We start from the raw sequence: 15538 nt of genomic DNA on the forward strand, positions 1-15538 counted from the left end.
GGCGGTGCGGGGCGGGGGCCCGTGCCGCCCCGCGGCCTTGGTGGGTAGTGCGGGTCAACGGGGCGTACGGGCAAGGGCGTTGCGAGGCCGGGCCGGGCGGTGTCCGGTGCTGTCGGTCCGGCCGGGGGCGGGAGAGCGTGTTCGGGCGCCTGTAGCAGGCGTTCCCTCGCCAGGGGGAAGTTTTTCCACAGGCGGCCGGTGGTCAACGGTCAGCCGTTAAAGTCCAGAACTCCCAGCACAGGGCGAGGCCACGGGCCGAGCCCCTCCCGTTTTCCTCTCCGACCCCCTCCGGAGCCCCACCTTCGGGAGTCACCTTGGCCAGGACCGACGCAGGCCCCGCGAAGTCCCCGCCCGCCCAGCCGACCGCCGCCCGCCGCCCGTCCGCCGGACCTCCGCCCGGCGCCCCGACCCTCATCTCCTCGGTGCAGCGCGCGATGCGTCTGCTCGAAAGCGCGGCCCTGCACCGGGACGGCGCCCCCGCCAAACAGCTCGCGCGGGAGGCCGGGCTCGCCCTGCCCACCGCGTACCACCTGCTGCGGACCCTGGTGCACGAGGGATATCTCCGGCGCGAGCAGGGGGTGTTCGTCCTCGGCTCGGCCGCCGAGCGACTGAGCAGTGGCGCGGCGGCGCACAACCGTCGCGCCAAGATCGACGAGACCCTGCACACCTGTAGTGAACTCCTCGGTGTTCCGCTCTACTTCGCGGTCTACCAGGAGGGCGAGATCGAGGTGGTCACGGTCGCGGACCGGGCCGCCTACCCGGCCGTGGAGGAGTGGGCGGACTTCCGGGCCACGGCGCACGCCCACGCGATCGGCCAGTGTCTGCTCTCCCAGCTCGACCCGCAGGCCCGCCGCGAACACCTGACGCGTCACCCCGTACGCCCGCTGACGCCCTACACGGTGCGTGACGGGCGGGAGTTGTTGGCGCGACTCGAAAGAGTGCCGCGCATGCAACCGGTGACGGAGCGTCAAGAATACGCACTCGGAACGGTTTGCGCCGCGGTCCCCATCACAGCGGGCACCACGGCCGCCGCCGTGGCCCTCTCCCTCCCCGCTCACCAGGCACGACGCCTGTTGCCCGTGGCGCACAGACTCCAGGCCGAGATCAGTCGAGTGGTGGGTTCACTGGCGTTCTCTATCAGCATCTGAAAACTCACTCCTTGTGATCTCTCGTATACGTAGAGCAAGATTCTCTTCAGTCGGACAGAGTGCGGATCACGGCGTGAGCCAGGACCGCGTTCTGGCTCCGGCGTCCGGACACGACGGCACACGACGCGACGGGGTAGGCATGCGCGAGTCGGTACAAGCAGAGGTCATGATGAGCTTCCTCGTGTCGGAGGAGCTCTCGTTCCGCATTCCGGTGGAACTGCGGTACGAGACCGCCGACCCCTATGCGGTACGGCTGACCTTTCACTTGCCCGGGGACGCACCCGTCACCTGGGCCTTCGGCAGGGAACTGCTGATCGACGGAGTGGGCGGACCGTGCGGCGACGGAGACGTACGCATCGCACCCGCCGACTCCGAACAGCTCCACGAGGTGCTGATCAAACTCCAAGTGGGCAGCGACCAGGCGGTGTTCAGGGCCTCCGTGGCCCCGCTGGTCGCCTTCCTGGACCGCACCGACAAGCTGGTCCCGCTCGGCCAGGAGCGCGCCCTCGCGGACTTCGACGCCCACCTCGACGAGGCGCTGGACCGCATCCTCACCGAGGAACAGAGCGCGGGCTGACACGGTCGCCGAGCGTTGCCGTAACGCTTCAGCTCTGCGCAAAGGAAGCGTCCCGTGCCGCCGAAGCCGTACCGGAGGGCGAACACCGCCCTCCGGCTCGGCGGCCGGTTCAGCGTTTGCGGCGCCGCCCGCGCCCGCCGCGCAGGGCCGCCCGGCCCGGACCGGCGCTCGCGCCCGTGCCGCTCGCGCCACCGCCGCCCGTACCGTCGCCGGTCGGGCCGCCCGCCGTGGCGCCGGCCGCGACGGGCGCCTCGCCGGGCTTGTCGGCCGAGACGACCAGCGCCGCGAGCGCCGTGGTCATCGGTACGGAGGCGACGAGCCCGATCGAGCCGATCAGGGTCCGCACGATCTCCTCCGCGACCAGCTCACTGTTGGCCACCGTGCCCACGCTGGACTGGGCGATGGAGAACAGCAGCAGCAAGGGCAACGCGGCGCCCGCGTAGGCAAGGACGAGGGTGTTGACCACCGAGGCGATGTGGTCGCGGCCGATGCGGATCGCCGCCCGGTACAGGCCGCGCCGCCCCATGCCCGGGTCGGCCTGGTGCAGTTCCCAGACCGCCGAGGTCTGGGTGACCGTCACATCGTCGAGCACACCCAGCGAACCGATGATGACCCCGGCGAGCAGCAGGCCGCTCATGTCCAGGTCGGGGTACAGGCCGTGGATCAGGCCCGTGTTGTCGTCGGTGTTGCCGGTCAGCGCCGCCCAGTCGATGAACAGCGAGCCGAGCAGACCGATGAGCAGCAGCGAGGCGAGCGTGCCGAGCACCGCGACCGAGGTTCTGGCCGTGAACCCGTGGCACAGATACAGCGCCACCAGCATGATCGCGCTGGCCCCGACCACCGCCACCACCAGCGGATTCGAGCCCTGCAGAATCGCCGGGAGGATGAACACGGTGAGCACCAGGAAGCTCACGGCCAGCGCGACCAGCGCCATCACCCCGCGCATCCGCCCCACGACCACCACCACGAGCGCGAACAGACCCGCGAGCACCACCAGCGGCAGCTTGCGGTTCACATCGGTGACGGAGTACTGGAGTTCGCGCGGCGCGTCCGGCGCGTAGGCGACGACCACCTTCTGGCCCTCGTGCAACTGCCGTGGCGAGTCCGGCTGGACGATCTCGGTGAAGGTGCGGCCCTTGTCCTTGCCGCTGGTCACCTTGACGGTCGCCTTGCTACAGGTGCCCTTGGCCCGCTGCTCGGCCGAGTTGCCCTCGGCGGTCGAGGTGTCGCCGTTGGGGGGTGTGGCCGAGGGGTTCACCGAGGAGCACGGGAGCTTGTCGAGCCGGGTCACCTCCGCCGACTGCGTCTGCCGGTCGAAGCCGACCCCGGTGCGCTTGTGGTCGGGGGTGTCACCGGGCCACAGCACGGCCAGGCCCACAACGACCGCCGCCGCGAAGGGAATCACCACCGCGGCGATGATCCGGCGCAGATGCCGGGAGACCGGCGCCGCCGGACCGTGGCTGTGCGTATGACCGTGCCCGTCGCCCCCGTGCCCGGCCGGACCACCGCCGTGACCACCGCCGCCACCGCCACCGCCCGCGCCGCCCCCGCCGTGTCCGCTGCCCGGCCCGTCGTGGCCGCCGTGACCGTGGCCGGGCGGCGGTCCGGAAGGCGGATTCGGGGGCTGCTGCATCGTCGTCACCGGCCGATCATCGCAAGAACGCCATGGGCCCACTGTTCAGCACGCCCGCCATGACGCTAGCGTGGAGGCACCTTTGCACAACGCGGGAGCTCGGAGCACCGGGCTGAGAGGGCGCTGAATCTCCGTACGGAGCAGGCATTTCGGACAGATTCCGAGGATGCCGGCCGACGGCGGGAGTGGCTGCGTCGACCGCCGAACCTGTTACCGGGTAATGCCGGCGTAGGGAGATAGGTCTCATGACCATTCACGACGCACGCACGCCTGCCTCCACACCGGAGGCCGGCACGGACGGCACACCTGCGGGCTGGCACAAGGCGTACATCGAGGGCTCCCGCCCCGATCTGCGGGTGCCGGTACGCCAGGTGCACCTCACCAACGGATCCGCCGTCACGCTCTACGACACCTCGGGCCCGTACACCGACCCGGCCGCCGAGCCCGACGTACGCGCCGGGCTCCCGGCGCTGCGCAACGCCTGGATCGCCGAGCGCGGCGACACCGAGGAGTACGAGGGCCGCCCGATGCGCCCCGAGGACGACGGCCTCAAGCCCAACTCCGCCGGGCTGCGCAACCTCGACGCCCTCTTCCCGGGCGGCGAGCGCAAGCCGCGCCGCAGCGCCACGGGCAGGCCGGTGACCCAGCTCGCGTACGCGCGCCGCGGTGAGATCACGCCCGAGATGGAGTACGTGGCCCTCCGGGAGAACGTCGACCCCGAGGTCGTCCGGGAGGAACTCGCCGCGGGCCGCGCGGTGCTCCCGGCCAACGTCAACCACCCGGAGATCGAGCCGATGATCATCGGCAAGCGGTTCCTGGTGAAGGTCAACGCCAACATCGGCAACTCCGCGGTGACCTCCTCCATCGAGGAGGAGGTGGAGAAGATGACCTGGGCCACCCGCTGGGGCGCCGACACGGTCATGGACCTGTCCACCGGCCGCAACATCCACACCACCCGCGAGTGGGTACTGCGCAACTCCCCCGTCCCCATCGGCACCGTCCCCCTCTACCAGGCCCTGGAGAAGGTCGACGGCCGCGCCGAGGAACTGACCTGGGAGATCTACAAGGACACGGTCCTCGAACAGGCCGAGCAGGGCGTGGACTACATGACCGTGCACGCGGGCGTACGCCTCGCGCACGTCCCGCTCACCGCGAACCGCAAGACGGGCATCGTCTCGCGCGGCGGCTCGATCATGGCCGCCTGGTGCCTCGCGCACCACAAGGAGAGCTTCCTCTACGAGCACTTCGAGGAGCTCTGCGAGATCCTCGCCGCCTACGACGTCACGTACTCGCTCGGCGACGGCCTGCGCCCCGGCTCCATCGCGGACGCCAACGACGAGGCGCAGTTCGCCGAACTGCACACCCTCGGCGAACTCAACCGCATCGCGCGCCGCCACGAGGTGCAGACGATGATCGAGGGCCCGGGCCACGTCCCGATGCACAAGATCAAGGAGAACATCGACCTCCAGCAGGAGATCTGCGAAGAGGCGCCGTTCTACACCCTCGGCCCGCTGACCACGGACGTCGCCCCGGCCTACGACCACATCACCTCCGGCATCGGCGCCGCGATGATCGGCTGGTGGGGCACGGCCATGCTCTGCTACGTCACGCCCAAGGAGCACCTGGGCCTGCCCAACCGCGACGACGTCAAGACCGGCGTGATCACGTACAAGATCGCCGCCCACGCCGCCGACCTAGCCAAGGGCCATCCGGGCGCCCAGGAATGGGACGACGCCCTGTCCGACGCGCGCTTCGAGTTCCGCTGGGAGGACCAGTTCAACCTGGCCCTCGACCCGGACACGGCACGGGAGTTCCACGACGAGACCCTCCCGGCCGAGCCCGCGAAGACCGCCCACTTCTGCTCGATGTGCGGTCCGAAGTTCTGCTCGATGAAGATCTCCCAGGACATCCGCCGCGAACACGGCAGTACGAAGTCCGAGATCGAGGCGGGGATGGAGCAGAAGTCGAAGGAGTTCGCGGACGCGGGGAACCGGGTGTATCTGCCGATCGCGGACTGAGTGAGCTGATCGGTCTGATCGGTCTGATCGGTCTGAGCGGACTGATCGGACCGAGGTCCAGGAAGGCGTCGTCCCAGAGGCTTTGGCCTGCTGGGACGACGCCTTTGCCCGTACTCGGTGAACTCCCGGACGGGCAGGGGCCCGTCGTCAGTGGTTCACGGTGACCGTGCGGGTCAGAGCGCGGTCGTCGTGCTTCGGGAGGACGACGCCCTCGGCGGTCACGCGGTCGCCCTTCTCGATCTTCGGGGCGTCGGTGCGCGGGCCGACGATCCACTTCAGGTCGGGTCCGGCGAGGGTGAACACAGTGACCTCGTGGCCGCGGATCTTCTCCGTACGGACGTCGGTGACCTTGCCCTTCGCCTTCACGTGCTTGAGGTTGCCCGGGTGCTTCGGGGGCTTGCAGTGCGCCGGAAGCGCGGGGCGCGCGTGCTCACCTTCCGCGCCGGCGGGGAGCGCGGGCTTGGTCCGCTCAGCCCTCTTCGCGTCCGTCCCCGTCTCGTCCGTCCCCACCTTCAACTCCGGCTTGGTGAGGCCTTTCCCAAGGTTCGCCCCGAGGCCCTTCCCGAGGCCCTTCCCGAGGCCCTTCCCGAGGTCCGTCCCGAGGATCTCCCCGAGGTCCTTCTCGGCGTCCTTCACGACGTCCTTGGGGTGGACGCGCTTGACGATCTTGCACCCGCCGGGGTGCTTGCCCTGCGGTTCGGCCGGAGTGGCCGCCGAACCGGGAGCCGTGGAGTCCGTGCCCGTGCCCGTGCCCGCGTCCGAGGCCTGTGCCGCGCCGCCGAGTGCGAGCAGACAGGCCACGGTCACGCCGGTCAGGGCGGTCGCCCGGCGGAGGTTGCTGATACGGCTGATGCCGCTGGTACGGCTGAAGCTGCTGGTACGGCTGGTACGCATGAGATTCCTTCTCGTCGATCCCTCTCGTCGAGCCACGAGGGGGAAGCCGTCGGTCGCGCCGCCGCGTCGCGGGGTGCGCGCTACCGGAAACGTAGGAACCGACGATGAGGAGGAACTGTGAGCCGGATCAGAATTCCTTAATCCTTACGGGGAGTTGGCGTCCCCGAGGGCGCCTCGGCGGCCGGGCGCTGTGCCGTCCCGACCGGCACCCGCGCCGGAGTCGGCGGCCGTACCGGACCCCGCCGCACCGGATCCGCTCGTACCGGACGCCGCTCGAGAGCCGCCGAAGTCGGGGCTGCTGTAGTGCGGGCTGGAGTACCGGGGCCGGTTCGGGCCGCGGTCACCGTCGTTGGGGCTGCTGAAGCCCGGCCGGTGGTAGCCGAGTTGAGGCATCCGCTGGCCCGGCTCGGAGGGGTGCGGGACGGGGGTTCCCGCGGTGGCGGGGCGGGCCAGGGCCTCGGCCAGAAAGGGACGGATACCGCGTTCGGTGAGGGCGTCCAGCCAGTCCTGACGGGCACGTTCGACCTCGGCCAGCTTGGCGCGTTCCGCACGGGCGGCGGGCATCGAGGCGGCGGAGTTGCGCAGTGCGGTGAGCAGCAGCCCGGTGGCGGCGATCAGGATCGCGAGGGCGGTCAGCACGGCGAAGGCCCAGCCGGTGGCGACCATCGTCGTGGCGAAGGCCGTCCCCGGACTCACCGCCCTGAGCAGATAGCCGACCAGCAGGAATATCACCGCCGCGGCCCCGGCGAGCATGGGCGCGAGGACGGCGATCACCGCGAACACGCCCGCACTCGCCCCCTCCACCACCTCGACGGCACCGGCCGCCAGGTTTCCGGTGGCGTCGATGCCCTGCACCGACTCCGGCGCAGAGCCGTCCCGCGAACCGTTTCCTCTACTGCCGCCGCTCGCGCTTCCGGCGCTTTCGCCGCTCAAACCGGTCGTCGTGCCGCTACCGGAATCGGCTTCCTCGCCAAGGCCGTTGGCGGCGCCGGAGGGTCCGGTCCCGACCGTGGCGGACGCGGCAGAGCCGAGCGGCGCGGGGTTCCGCAGTTCCGCACGGGTCCGTACGTATCTCTCGTACTCCGTGGCCGCGGCAGCGGTGATCAGCGCGGTGGCACTCAGCGCCATGGTGCGCAACTGCTCCGAGTTCAGGCGCCGTTCGGTGGCGGCGGTCGCACCCGGCTCGTTCGAAGCGGAGTGCAGCGCCTCGTCGAGGGCCCGCTCGTAGGCGAGCCGGTCCTCGTTCATCAGGTGCTGCGGAACACTGTTCATGTGCATCCCCCGATGCTCCGTAGGGCGTGTGGCCCGCACGGATTGCGGGCCGAGGGCAGAAACGGAGGGGAGCCTGCTACGGATACGCCGATGGTAGAGGGGTCACCGCTCAAGGTGACAGAGGATTACGCGAATTCGGTTGGACCGGTCCCGGGTGTGGTAGCACTGCGTACCCGGTATGGGCAGTGATTCGGGCCGGGTGCGTCCAGGTGTTCGGGCGCCTCGCGCCGCGCCTGACGGGTTGTCAGTGGGCGTCATTACGCTCGGCGGCATGACCTACATCTTCGACGTGTTCACCGAGCCCCGCGACGGATCCAGGCTGTCCGGGAACGTGGAGTACCGGGATCGCGACAACTACGGCTTCTCGCAAGGCCCCGTGTTCGGCCTGCAACTGCTCATGGACGCCTGGCGGGAGGGCGGCGACTTCGGCGCCGGGGCCGTGTCCGAGGCGACGAAGGCCGAGTTCACCGAGCTCTTCGAGATCTTCCTGGGCCGCCAGATACGCGTCGACGAGGAGGGCTACCTGCTGAAGGAGGGCTCCACCGAGGTACGCATACCCCGCGTCAAGGCCGAGGACTTCCACAAGGGCGAACTCGGCAGGAGCAGGGGCTACTCCGACGGCGTCCATTACGTCACGCTCGTGCCCCGACCCGAGGAGTTCGCCCGCCGGACCGCGGAGATCATCGTGTCCTGGGAGATCGAGGAGGACGACAGCGGGTCCGCCGATTTCACCTTGGAGGTGAGCGACCCCCGCTACCTGGAGCACTTCAGCAAGAGCGCGTACTTCCAGACGGCGTTCACGGGGCATCTGCCGAGGCGGTAGGGACGGCGGCCGGTGCGCGCTCTGTAGTGGGGGGCCTCAGATTGTGGCAGTGGCCGTCCCCGCTCGTGCACGAGGCGCCACTTCAACTCATCGGCTCAGGGGCTCAGTTCATGGACCCGGGGTCCCAGTTCGTGGACCCGGCGCCTCAGTTCGCCAGCGGCAGGCGGCGGACCAGGAGTTTCCCGGCCATGGTGATACCGCCGTCCATCGCGATCGCCAGCCCGTCGGCATAGATGTGCGGTCCCTCGACGGCCGGGCCCTCGCCGTCTTCGCCGTCCTCCGAACCGACCTCACCGAGCAGATACGGGATCGGGCTGTGGCCGTGGACGACACGGGAACCGCCGTACGTCTCCAGGAGTTCGCGCACCGCAGCGGCGCCGCCCTCGTCGCGGAAGGCGAAGCGCTTGGTGAACTTGCGGAACAGGTCCCAGGTCTCGTCCGCGTCGTTGCGGGTCAGCGCCTCGCGGACGTTGTCGTTGACCTCCTCGATGGAGGCGCCGAAGTCCAGGTACGCGGTGGTGTCGGAGTGCAGCAGCAGATGCCCGTCCTCCTCCTCCATCGCGTCCAGGCGGGACATCCACTGGATGTGGTGGTCCTGGAGCCGCTCCATGTCGGTCTTCTGGCCGCCGTTCAGCAGCCAGGCCGCCTGGAAAGTGGCCGTGCCCGCACCGGAGTTGACCGGGGTGTCGCCGAAGCGCTTGGCACCGATGAGCAGCAGCTCGTGGTTGCCCAGGAGCGCCTTGCAGTAGCCACCCGCCGCCGCGGCCTGCGCCGACAGCCGCATCACCAGGTCGATCACGCCGATGCCGTCCGGGCCGCGGTCGGTGAAGTCGCCGAGGAACCACAGCCGGGTGTTGCCCGCCGACCAGTTGCCCTCGGCGTCGATCAGCCCCTGCTCGGCGAGCGCGGCGACGAGTTCGTCGTAGTAGCCGTGCACATCGCCGACCACATAGAGCGGGCCGAGCCCGTCCTGCTCCTGCGGGGCGGGCGCGGGCTGGTTGACGACCGAAACCTGAAGTGTGTCGCCCCGGTTGATGACCGGCAGGTCGCGTTGGGTGGGGCTGTAGCCGTCGAGGTCGCCGGCGCCGCCCGGCGCGGGGTCCGCGGCGCCTTCACGGGGTTCACCGATGCTCGCGGCGGGGCGTTGCGCGGGGACGGACGACGGGGCGGGAGGGACGGGGGAAGCAGGGACTGCGGATCCTGGGATCGCCGATCCTTGGTTCGCCGACCCCGGGATCGCCTGGCCGCGCGCCTGTTGGCCGTGTGCCGATTGGCTGGGGGGCGTCTGCCCGGGGAGTGCCTGTACGGGGGCTGCCTGCCCCGGGACGGTCTGGCCGGGGGCCGCCGGGCGAGGGGCTGCAGAGGCTGGGTTCGCCGATCCGGGGTTCGCTGATCCTGGGATCGCGAGTCCCTGGTTTGTGGGCCCCCCGGTGGTAATCCTCCCCAAATACGCGGGAGTTGATACGTCGAGGGCCGCCCCGGAACCCGGGTGGTCCCGCCGTTCCACCTTCCGAAGCCGCCGCGTCTGCTGCGTCTCGTGAGCCTGCTGGGCCTGCCGGTCTTGCTGGACCTGCCGGTCCTGCGGGACCTGTCGATCCTGCGGGACCTGCCGTTCCTGCTGAGCCTGCCGTTCCCGCTGAACCTGTCGGTCCCGCGTGGCCTGTTGGCCCTGCTCGGGCGCCCGCACTCGCGGGATCTGCTGGGCCTGCTCGTTCAGCTCGTTCCGTTCGACCAACCCGGCCCGCCGCGCCTCGTCCCGAGGCGCCTGCTGCACCCGCGGCGCCTGCGCGTTCTGAGGGACCTGCGGGGCCCTCTGCGCCTGCGAGTCCTGCACCGGCTGCTGTTGAGGGGCTTGAGGGGCTTGAGGGGCTTGTGGCGCGTGCGGAGCTTGGGAGGCCTGAGAGGCGTCCTGCGCGTGCGGGCCGGTCTCGTGGACGTACGCGGGGACGCGGAAGTCACGCAGTGTCGCTGTGCGGACCACGGGTCCCTGACCGGCCCCCTGAGTCATCGACCCCTCCACCATCGCGCCGCAACTGCACCGGAGGGGACTGCCTCGTCGCAGCTTGCCCGCGGTGTCGTGCGCCCATCATAGGAATGCGGCTGGCGCCGTGTGACGTCCCAGGGGTGCTGAATCCTTGCTCTTCCCTGGATCATCACGTTTTTCGCCCGAATTGCGGCCCTTGGCCTGCGGCCGACCCCGCACGGCCCGCACCTCGCACCGCGCAGCGGCGGCGCCCGCCCCGTGCGGCGCCCGCCCGGGACATCCCGCGCCGCCGCCCCTCAACTCGGCGTCGGATTACGCGGCGGGCTCACCGTCGTCCGGGGCTCGCGACGCTGGGAGGAGGCGCGCACGATCAGTTCGGTCGGTATCACCTGCTCGACCGGCTGGTCCGAGGCGACGCCCTCGATCGCGTCGATGAGCAGCTGGACGACGGCGGTGCCGATCCGGCGCGGCATCAGGGACAGCGTGGTGACCGGCGGCTCCGTGTTGGAGTACACGGCCGACTCGCTGCAGCAGACCAGCAACAGGTCGTCCGGCACGCGCAGTCCGTAGCGGCGGGCGGCGGCGAGCAGGTCGGTGCCGTTGGGGTCGAAGAGACCGTAAACGGCGTCCGGGCGGTCGGGCCGGGCCAGCAGCCGGTCGGCGGCGCCTGCCCCGGCGCACGGGTCGTGGGCGGGGTAGGCCTCGTACACCGGGTCCTGGCCGACCCGTTCGCACCAGCGCAGGTAGGCGGTGGTGGACAGGTGGGTGTACGTGTCCGTGGTGGTGCCGGTGAGCAGGCCGATGCGGCGGGCACCGGCCGCGGCGAGGTGGTCGAGGATGCCGTGGACGGCGGCCTCGTGGTCGTTGTCGACCCAGGCGGTGACCGGCAGCGAGCCCGCGGGGCGGCCGTCGGAGACCACCGGCAGGCCCTGCCTGACCAGCTCGGTGACCACCGGGTCCTGGTCGGAGGGGTCGATGACAACGGTGCCGTCGAGCGCGACGTTGGACCAGACGTCGTGCCGGGAGGTGGCGGGCAGGATCACCAGGGCGTAGCCGCGGGCGAGCGCGGCCGAGGTGGCCGCCCGTGCCATCTCCGCGAAGTAGGCGAACTCCGTGAAGGTGAAAGGTTCATCCCCGTATGTGGTGACCGTCAGGCCGATGAGTCCTGATTTGCCCGTACGGAGGGTGCGCGCGGCGGCCGAGGGGCGGTACCCGAGGCGGTCCGCGACCTCGCGGACATGACGGCGCGTGGCATCAGGGAGCCTGCCCTTGCCGTTGAGGGCGTCGGAGACCGTGGTGATGGAGACACCGGCGGCGGCGGCCACGTCTCTGATGCCCGCTCTGCCCGGCCGGCTGCCCCGGCGTGTCGTGTCCGTTCGGCCCACCTGATGCTTACCTGCTGCTGTCATGGCGAGCCGATAGTAGGGCTCTCCGGGAGGGGTAGTGCGGACGCATATGCACCCATTGACAGTCACGTTTCTGCATGGCCCTCATGACTCAATGACCTTGGAAAGCAAGGAAGTTGACGATATGCCAGATGATTGACGCTGTGCAAAAGCGTGCGCGCCTGCCAATGTCGTGATGTTGCGAACAGGTCTCAACTCACCTTGACGAGCGATGCGCGCCACGGCGCAAGCCACCGGCGCGTGTTTTCCGGCCACGCGCCCCTGGCGTGATCCGGTGTGGTGGCGGTGTCCGCCCCCGCCGTGACCGGCGGACTTTTCCACAGGTTCGGCCGCCCCATTCGCAGCGGCGCTCAATCCTCATATGGTGAGCAGTATTGGATCGACAGGGACGGAAACCGGTCGGCCGGTCGACACAGGATCGAGTTGCCGCTCTCGGTACGAGGAGGACCACGGTGAGTGAGACGAGCCCCAAGCTGCGTGCCGTACTGGACGGCATCCCCACCTACAAGCCGGGCAAGCCCGCGGCCACGGGGGGCGCCAAGGCGTACAAGCTGTCCTCGAACGAGAACCCCTACCCGCCGCTGCCGGGTGTTCTGGAGAGCGCGATCGCGGCGGCCGGTGCGTTCAACCGTTACCCGGACATGGCCTGTACGGGCCTGATGAACGAGATCGCGAGCCGTTTCGGCGTCCCCGTCACGCACGTGGCGACCGGCACCGGCTCGGTCGGCGTGGCCCAGCAGCTGATCCAGTCCACCGCGGGCCCGGGGGACGAGGTGATCTACGCCTGGCGCTCCTTCGAGGCGTACCCGATCGTCACCCAGATCAGCGGGGCGACCTCGGTCAAGGTGCCGCTGAACGACGCCGAGGTGCACGACCTGGACGCGATGGCCGCGGCGATCACCGAGCGCACCCGGCTGATCTTCGTCTGCAACCCGAACAACCCGACCGGGACCGTGGTCCGCCGCGCCGAGCTGGAGCGGTTCCTGGACCGGGTGCCGGAGAACGTCCTGGTGGTGCTCGACGAGGCGTACCGCGAGTTCATCCGGGACGCCGAGGTGCCGGACGGGGTGGAGATCTACCGGGACCGGCCCAACGTCTGTGTGCTGCGCACCTTCTCCAAGGCGTACGGCCTGGCCGGTCTGCGGGTCGGCTTCGCCATCGCCCACGAGCCGGTGGCCGCCGCGCTGCGCAAGACGGCCGTGCCGTTCGGCGTCAGCCAGCTCGCCCAGGACGCCGCGGTGGCCTCGCTGCGCGCCGAGGACGAACTCCTCGGCCGGGTCGGCACCTTGGTGTGCGAGCGCGCCAGGGTCGTCGAGACGCTGACCGCGCAGGGCTGGACCGTCCCGGAGACGCAGGCCAACTTCGTGTGGCTGCGGCTCGGCGAGCGCACCCTCGACTTCGCGGCGGCGTGCGAGGCGGCCGGAGTGGTCGTACGGCCCTTCCCGGGCGAGGGCATGCGCGCCACGATCGGCGAGCCGGAGGCCAACGACGTGTTCCTTCAGGTGACCAAGGAGTTCCGCAAGGAGCTCTGAGGCCCGCCCGCGCGCTGCCCCTCGGGGCGCGCGCCGAGGACGGATCCGCCCGCGCGAGCTGTACGGGCTCGCGCGGGCGGATCCGTGATCCTGGGATCGAGGCGCCCCCTGGGAGGCGCCCGCTGGGAGGCACCCCCTCGGAGGCGCCGCCTCCGGTCCGGGGACGCGCCCTCAGGCTTGTGCTCCCGGCTCAGAACGCCTCGTCGGAAACCTCCACCGCCGTGCGGTCCAGGCTCTCCAGGAGGGCGAACTGGGCGTCGGTGCGGGGGAGTTCGTGGCGGAAGAAGAAGCGGCAGGCGGCGCGCTTGCCCTCGTAGAAGCCGCCCTCCGACTCGCCCGTCGCGAGGAGCTGTTCGAGCCACATCCAGGCGACGACGACATGGCCGACCGCCTCCAGGTACACGCTCGCGTTGGCGAGCGCGGTGGCCGGATCGCCGGTGCCCCACAGGGTCGCGGTGACCTCGCCGATCCGCCGCAGGCGGCCGCCGAGGGCCTCGGCGAAGAGGGCCGCCTCGCCGCCCGCCTTGGTGGCGCGGGTGAGCGTCGCGGTGATCTGCTCGCCGAGCAGGGCGAGACCGGCGCCGCCGTCCATCACGGCCTTGCGGCCGAGCAGGTCCAGGCCGTGGATGCCGTGCGTGCCCTCGTGGATGGGGTTGAGCCGGTTGTCGCGGTAGAACTGCTCGACGTTGTACTCGCGGGTGTAGCCGTAGCCGCCGTGCACCTGGATGGCCAGGTCGTTGGCGGCCAGGCACCACTGCGAGGGCCAGCTCTTGGCGATCGGCGTGAGCACGTCGAGCAGCAGTTTCGCGCGGGAACGGTCCTCTTCGGCGGGGGCGGTGCGCTGCTCGTCGACGAGCCGTCCGCAGTACAGGTTGAGCGCGAGCGCCCCCTCCACGTACGACTTCTGGGCCAGGAGCATCCGGCGCACGTCCGCGTGGGCGAGGATCGGCACCTGCGGGCTGCCCGGGTCGCGGTCGGTGAGGGGGCGGCCCTGCGGGCGGGTGCGGGCGTAGTCGAGGGCGTGCAGGTAGCCGGTGTAGCCGAGGGCGGTGGCGCCGAGGCCGACGCCGATCCGGGCCTCGTTCATCATGTGGAACATGTACGCGAGCCCGCGGTGCGGTTCGCCGATCAGGTGTCCCACGGCGCCGGGCGCGCCGCCGGGGCGGTGGGCGCCCTCGCCGAAGTTGAGCAGGGTGTTGGTGGTGCCGCGGTAGCCCATCTTGTGGTTGAGCCCGGCCAGCACGACGTCGTTGCGCTCGCCCGGTGAACCGTCCGCGCCGACGAGGAACTTGGGCACGATGAACAGCGAGAGGCCCTTGACCCCGGGCGGTCCGCCGGGGATGCGGGCGAGCACCAGGTGGACGATGTTCTCGGAGAGTTCGTGGTCGCCGCCGGAGATCCACATCTTGCTGCCGAACAGCCGGAACGTGCCGTCCTCCTGCCGCTCGGCGCGGGTGCGCACGTCGGCGAGGGAGGACCCGGCCTGCGGCTCGGACAGGCACATGGTGCCGAACCAGCGGCCCTCGGCCATCGGCCGTACGTAGGTGTCGATCTGCTCCGGACTGCCGTGCGCGAGCAGCAGGTTGGCGTTGCCGATGGTCAGGAAGGGGTAGGCGCTGGTGCCGACGTTGGCCGCCTGGAACCAGGCGAAGCAGGCGCTGGACACCACGACGGGAAGCTGTCCGCCGCCGATCTCGTAGTCCATGGTGGCCGCGGTGAGGCCGGACTCGGCGAAGACGTCCAGGGCCTTCTTGACCTCCGGGATGATGTGCACGCGCTCCCCGTCGAACCGGGGCTCCTCGGCGTCCGCCTTCTTGTTGTGCGGCGCGAAGTGGCGGGTGGCGATCTGCTCGCTGAGGTCGAGCGCCGCGTCGAAGGTCTCACGGGAGTGCTCGGCGTAGCGGGGGCGCTCGGTCAGGGCCCGGACATCCAGCCACTCATGGAGCAGGAAGTCGAGATCGCGGCGGGACAGCAGCAGGGACATCTGGGTCTCCCGTGGACTGGGACTCGGGCAGGCGGGCGCGTCGGCTCGCGTCCGTGCGTCGTGCCGAGGACGGAACCGCACCCAGACTAAGCGGTTGCTTACAAATGTGCGAGGGGCCGGTTCGGGGCGCCGCGGAGGGCCCGGGCGTGAGCCTGGGCACAGTCGGACCCCCCGCTTCGGGGATCCGTACGGTCGTAGTACATAATTGCTTGTGAATGTGAACGCGTTCACAAGCGCGATGCATATCTCCCGTTACTCCCGATATTC

11 protein-coding genes, 1 pseudogene and 1 riboswitch are annotated in these 15538 nt (G+C 70.5%); of the genes and pseudogenes, 5 read left to right on the plus strand and 7 right to left on the minus strand.

Features of this window, described 5'->3' with window-relative positions:
• Window positions 1-434 precede the first annotated feature (434 nt).
• Window positions 435-1148, plus strand: a complete 714-nt coding sequence (locus tag HUT18_RS17100; protein WP_176104596.1) for an IclR family transcriptional regulator — start codon at window positions 435-437, stop codon at window positions 1146-1148.
• A gap of 139 nt (window positions 1149-1287) precedes the next feature.
• Window positions 1288-1725: an SsgA family sporulation/cell division regulator gene (locus HUT18_RS17105; RefSeq protein ID WP_176101510.1), complete on the plus strand. Its 438-nt coding sequence runs from the start codon at window positions 1288-1290 to the stop codon at window positions 1723-1725.
• A gap of 109 nt (window positions 1726-1834) precedes the next feature.
• Here the strand turns inward: HUT18_RS17105 and HUT18_RS17110 are convergent, their stop codons facing one another.
• Window positions 1835-3367, minus strand: coding sequence for a YibE/F family protein (locus HUT18_RS17110; protein WP_176101511.1), 1533 nt, complete (start codon window positions 3365-3367; stop codon window positions 1835-1837).
• 72 nt (window positions 3368-3439) lie between these two features.
• Window positions 3440-3610, plus strand: a riboswitch (TPP riboswitch).
• On the opposite strand from HUT18_RS17110, the gene thiC reads away from it, so the two are divergent.
• Window positions 3604-5376: a phosphomethylpyrimidine synthase ThiC gene (gene thiC, locus HUT18_RS17115; RefSeq protein WP_176101512.1), complete on the plus strand. Its 1773-nt coding sequence runs from the start codon at window positions 3604-3606 to the stop codon at window positions 5374-5376. Its footprint overlaps the riboswitch before it by 7 nt.
• A 147-nt stretch (window positions 5377-5523) precedes the next feature.
• On the opposite strand, the gene HUT18_RS17120 is transcribed toward thiC, so the two are convergent.
• The gene (locus HUT18_RS17120; protein WP_176101513.1) at window positions 5524-6270 is read right to left on the minus strand and encodes a hypothetical protein; all 747 of its coding nucleotides are present in this window, start codon (window positions 6268-6270) and stop codon (window positions 5524-5526) included.
• A gap of 144 nt (window positions 6271-6414) precedes the next feature.
• Window positions 6415-7548, minus strand: a complete 1134-nt coding sequence (locus HUT18_RS17125) for a hypothetical protein (protein ID WP_254878648.1) — start codon at window positions 7546-7548, stop codon at window positions 6415-6417.
• Window positions 7549-7813: 265 nt separating this feature from the next.
• On the opposite strand from HUT18_RS17125, the gene HUT18_RS17130 reads away from it, so the two are divergent.
• Entirely contained in the window at window positions 7814-8365 is a 552-nt protein-coding gene (locus HUT18_RS17130) for a hypothetical protein (RefSeq protein WP_176101514.1), read from the plus strand.
• Window positions 8366-8510: 145 nt separating this feature from the next.
• Here HUT18_RS17130 and HUT18_RS17135 read toward each other — a convergent pair whose 3' ends face one another.
• The 3 genes and pseudogenes from HUT18_RS17135 to HUT18_RS17140 all read right to left on the minus strand — a co-directional run bounded on the left by HUT18_RS17135 (window position 8511) and on the right by HUT18_RS17140 (window position 11758).
• On the minus strand, window positions 8511-9494 hold the full coding sequence (locus tag HUT18_RS17135) for a metallophosphoesterase (RefSeq protein WP_254879037.1): 984 nt from the start codon (window positions 9492-9494) through the stop codon (window positions 8511-8513).
• A 783-nt stretch (window positions 9495-10277) separates the two neighbouring features.
• A pseudogene (locus HUT18_RS33810) lies at window positions 10278-10388 on the minus strand (serine/threonine protein phosphatase); the annotation flags it as partial.
• A gap of 257 nt (window positions 10389-10645) precedes the next feature.
• Window positions 10646-11758, minus strand: a complete 1113-nt coding sequence (locus tag HUT18_RS17140) for a LacI family DNA-binding transcriptional regulator (protein WP_176101515.1) — start codon at window positions 11756-11758, stop codon at window positions 10646-10648.
• Between the two features lie 449 nt (window positions 11759-12207).
• On the opposite strand from HUT18_RS17140, the gene hisC reads away from it, so the two are divergent.
• Window positions 12208-13287 carry a histidinol-phosphate transaminase gene (gene hisC, locus HUT18_RS17145; protein WP_176101516.1) on the plus strand — a complete coding sequence of 360 codons (1080 nt, stop codon included), beginning with the start codon at window positions 12208-12210 and terminating at the stop codon, window positions 13285-13287.
• A 190-nt stretch (window positions 13288-13477) separates the two neighbouring features.
• Here the strand turns inward: hisC and HUT18_RS17150 are convergent, their stop codons facing one another.
• On the minus strand, window positions 13478-15271 hold the full coding sequence (locus HUT18_RS17150) for an acyl-CoA dehydrogenase (RefSeq protein ID WP_176101517.1): 1794 nt from the start codon (window positions 15269-15271) through the stop codon (window positions 13478-13480).
• Window positions 15272-15538 lie beyond the last annotated feature (267 nt).

This window comes from Streptomyces sp. NA04227, assembly GCF_013364195.1.
GTDB lineage: Bacteria > Actinomycetota > Actinomycetes > Streptomycetales > Streptomycetaceae > Streptomyces.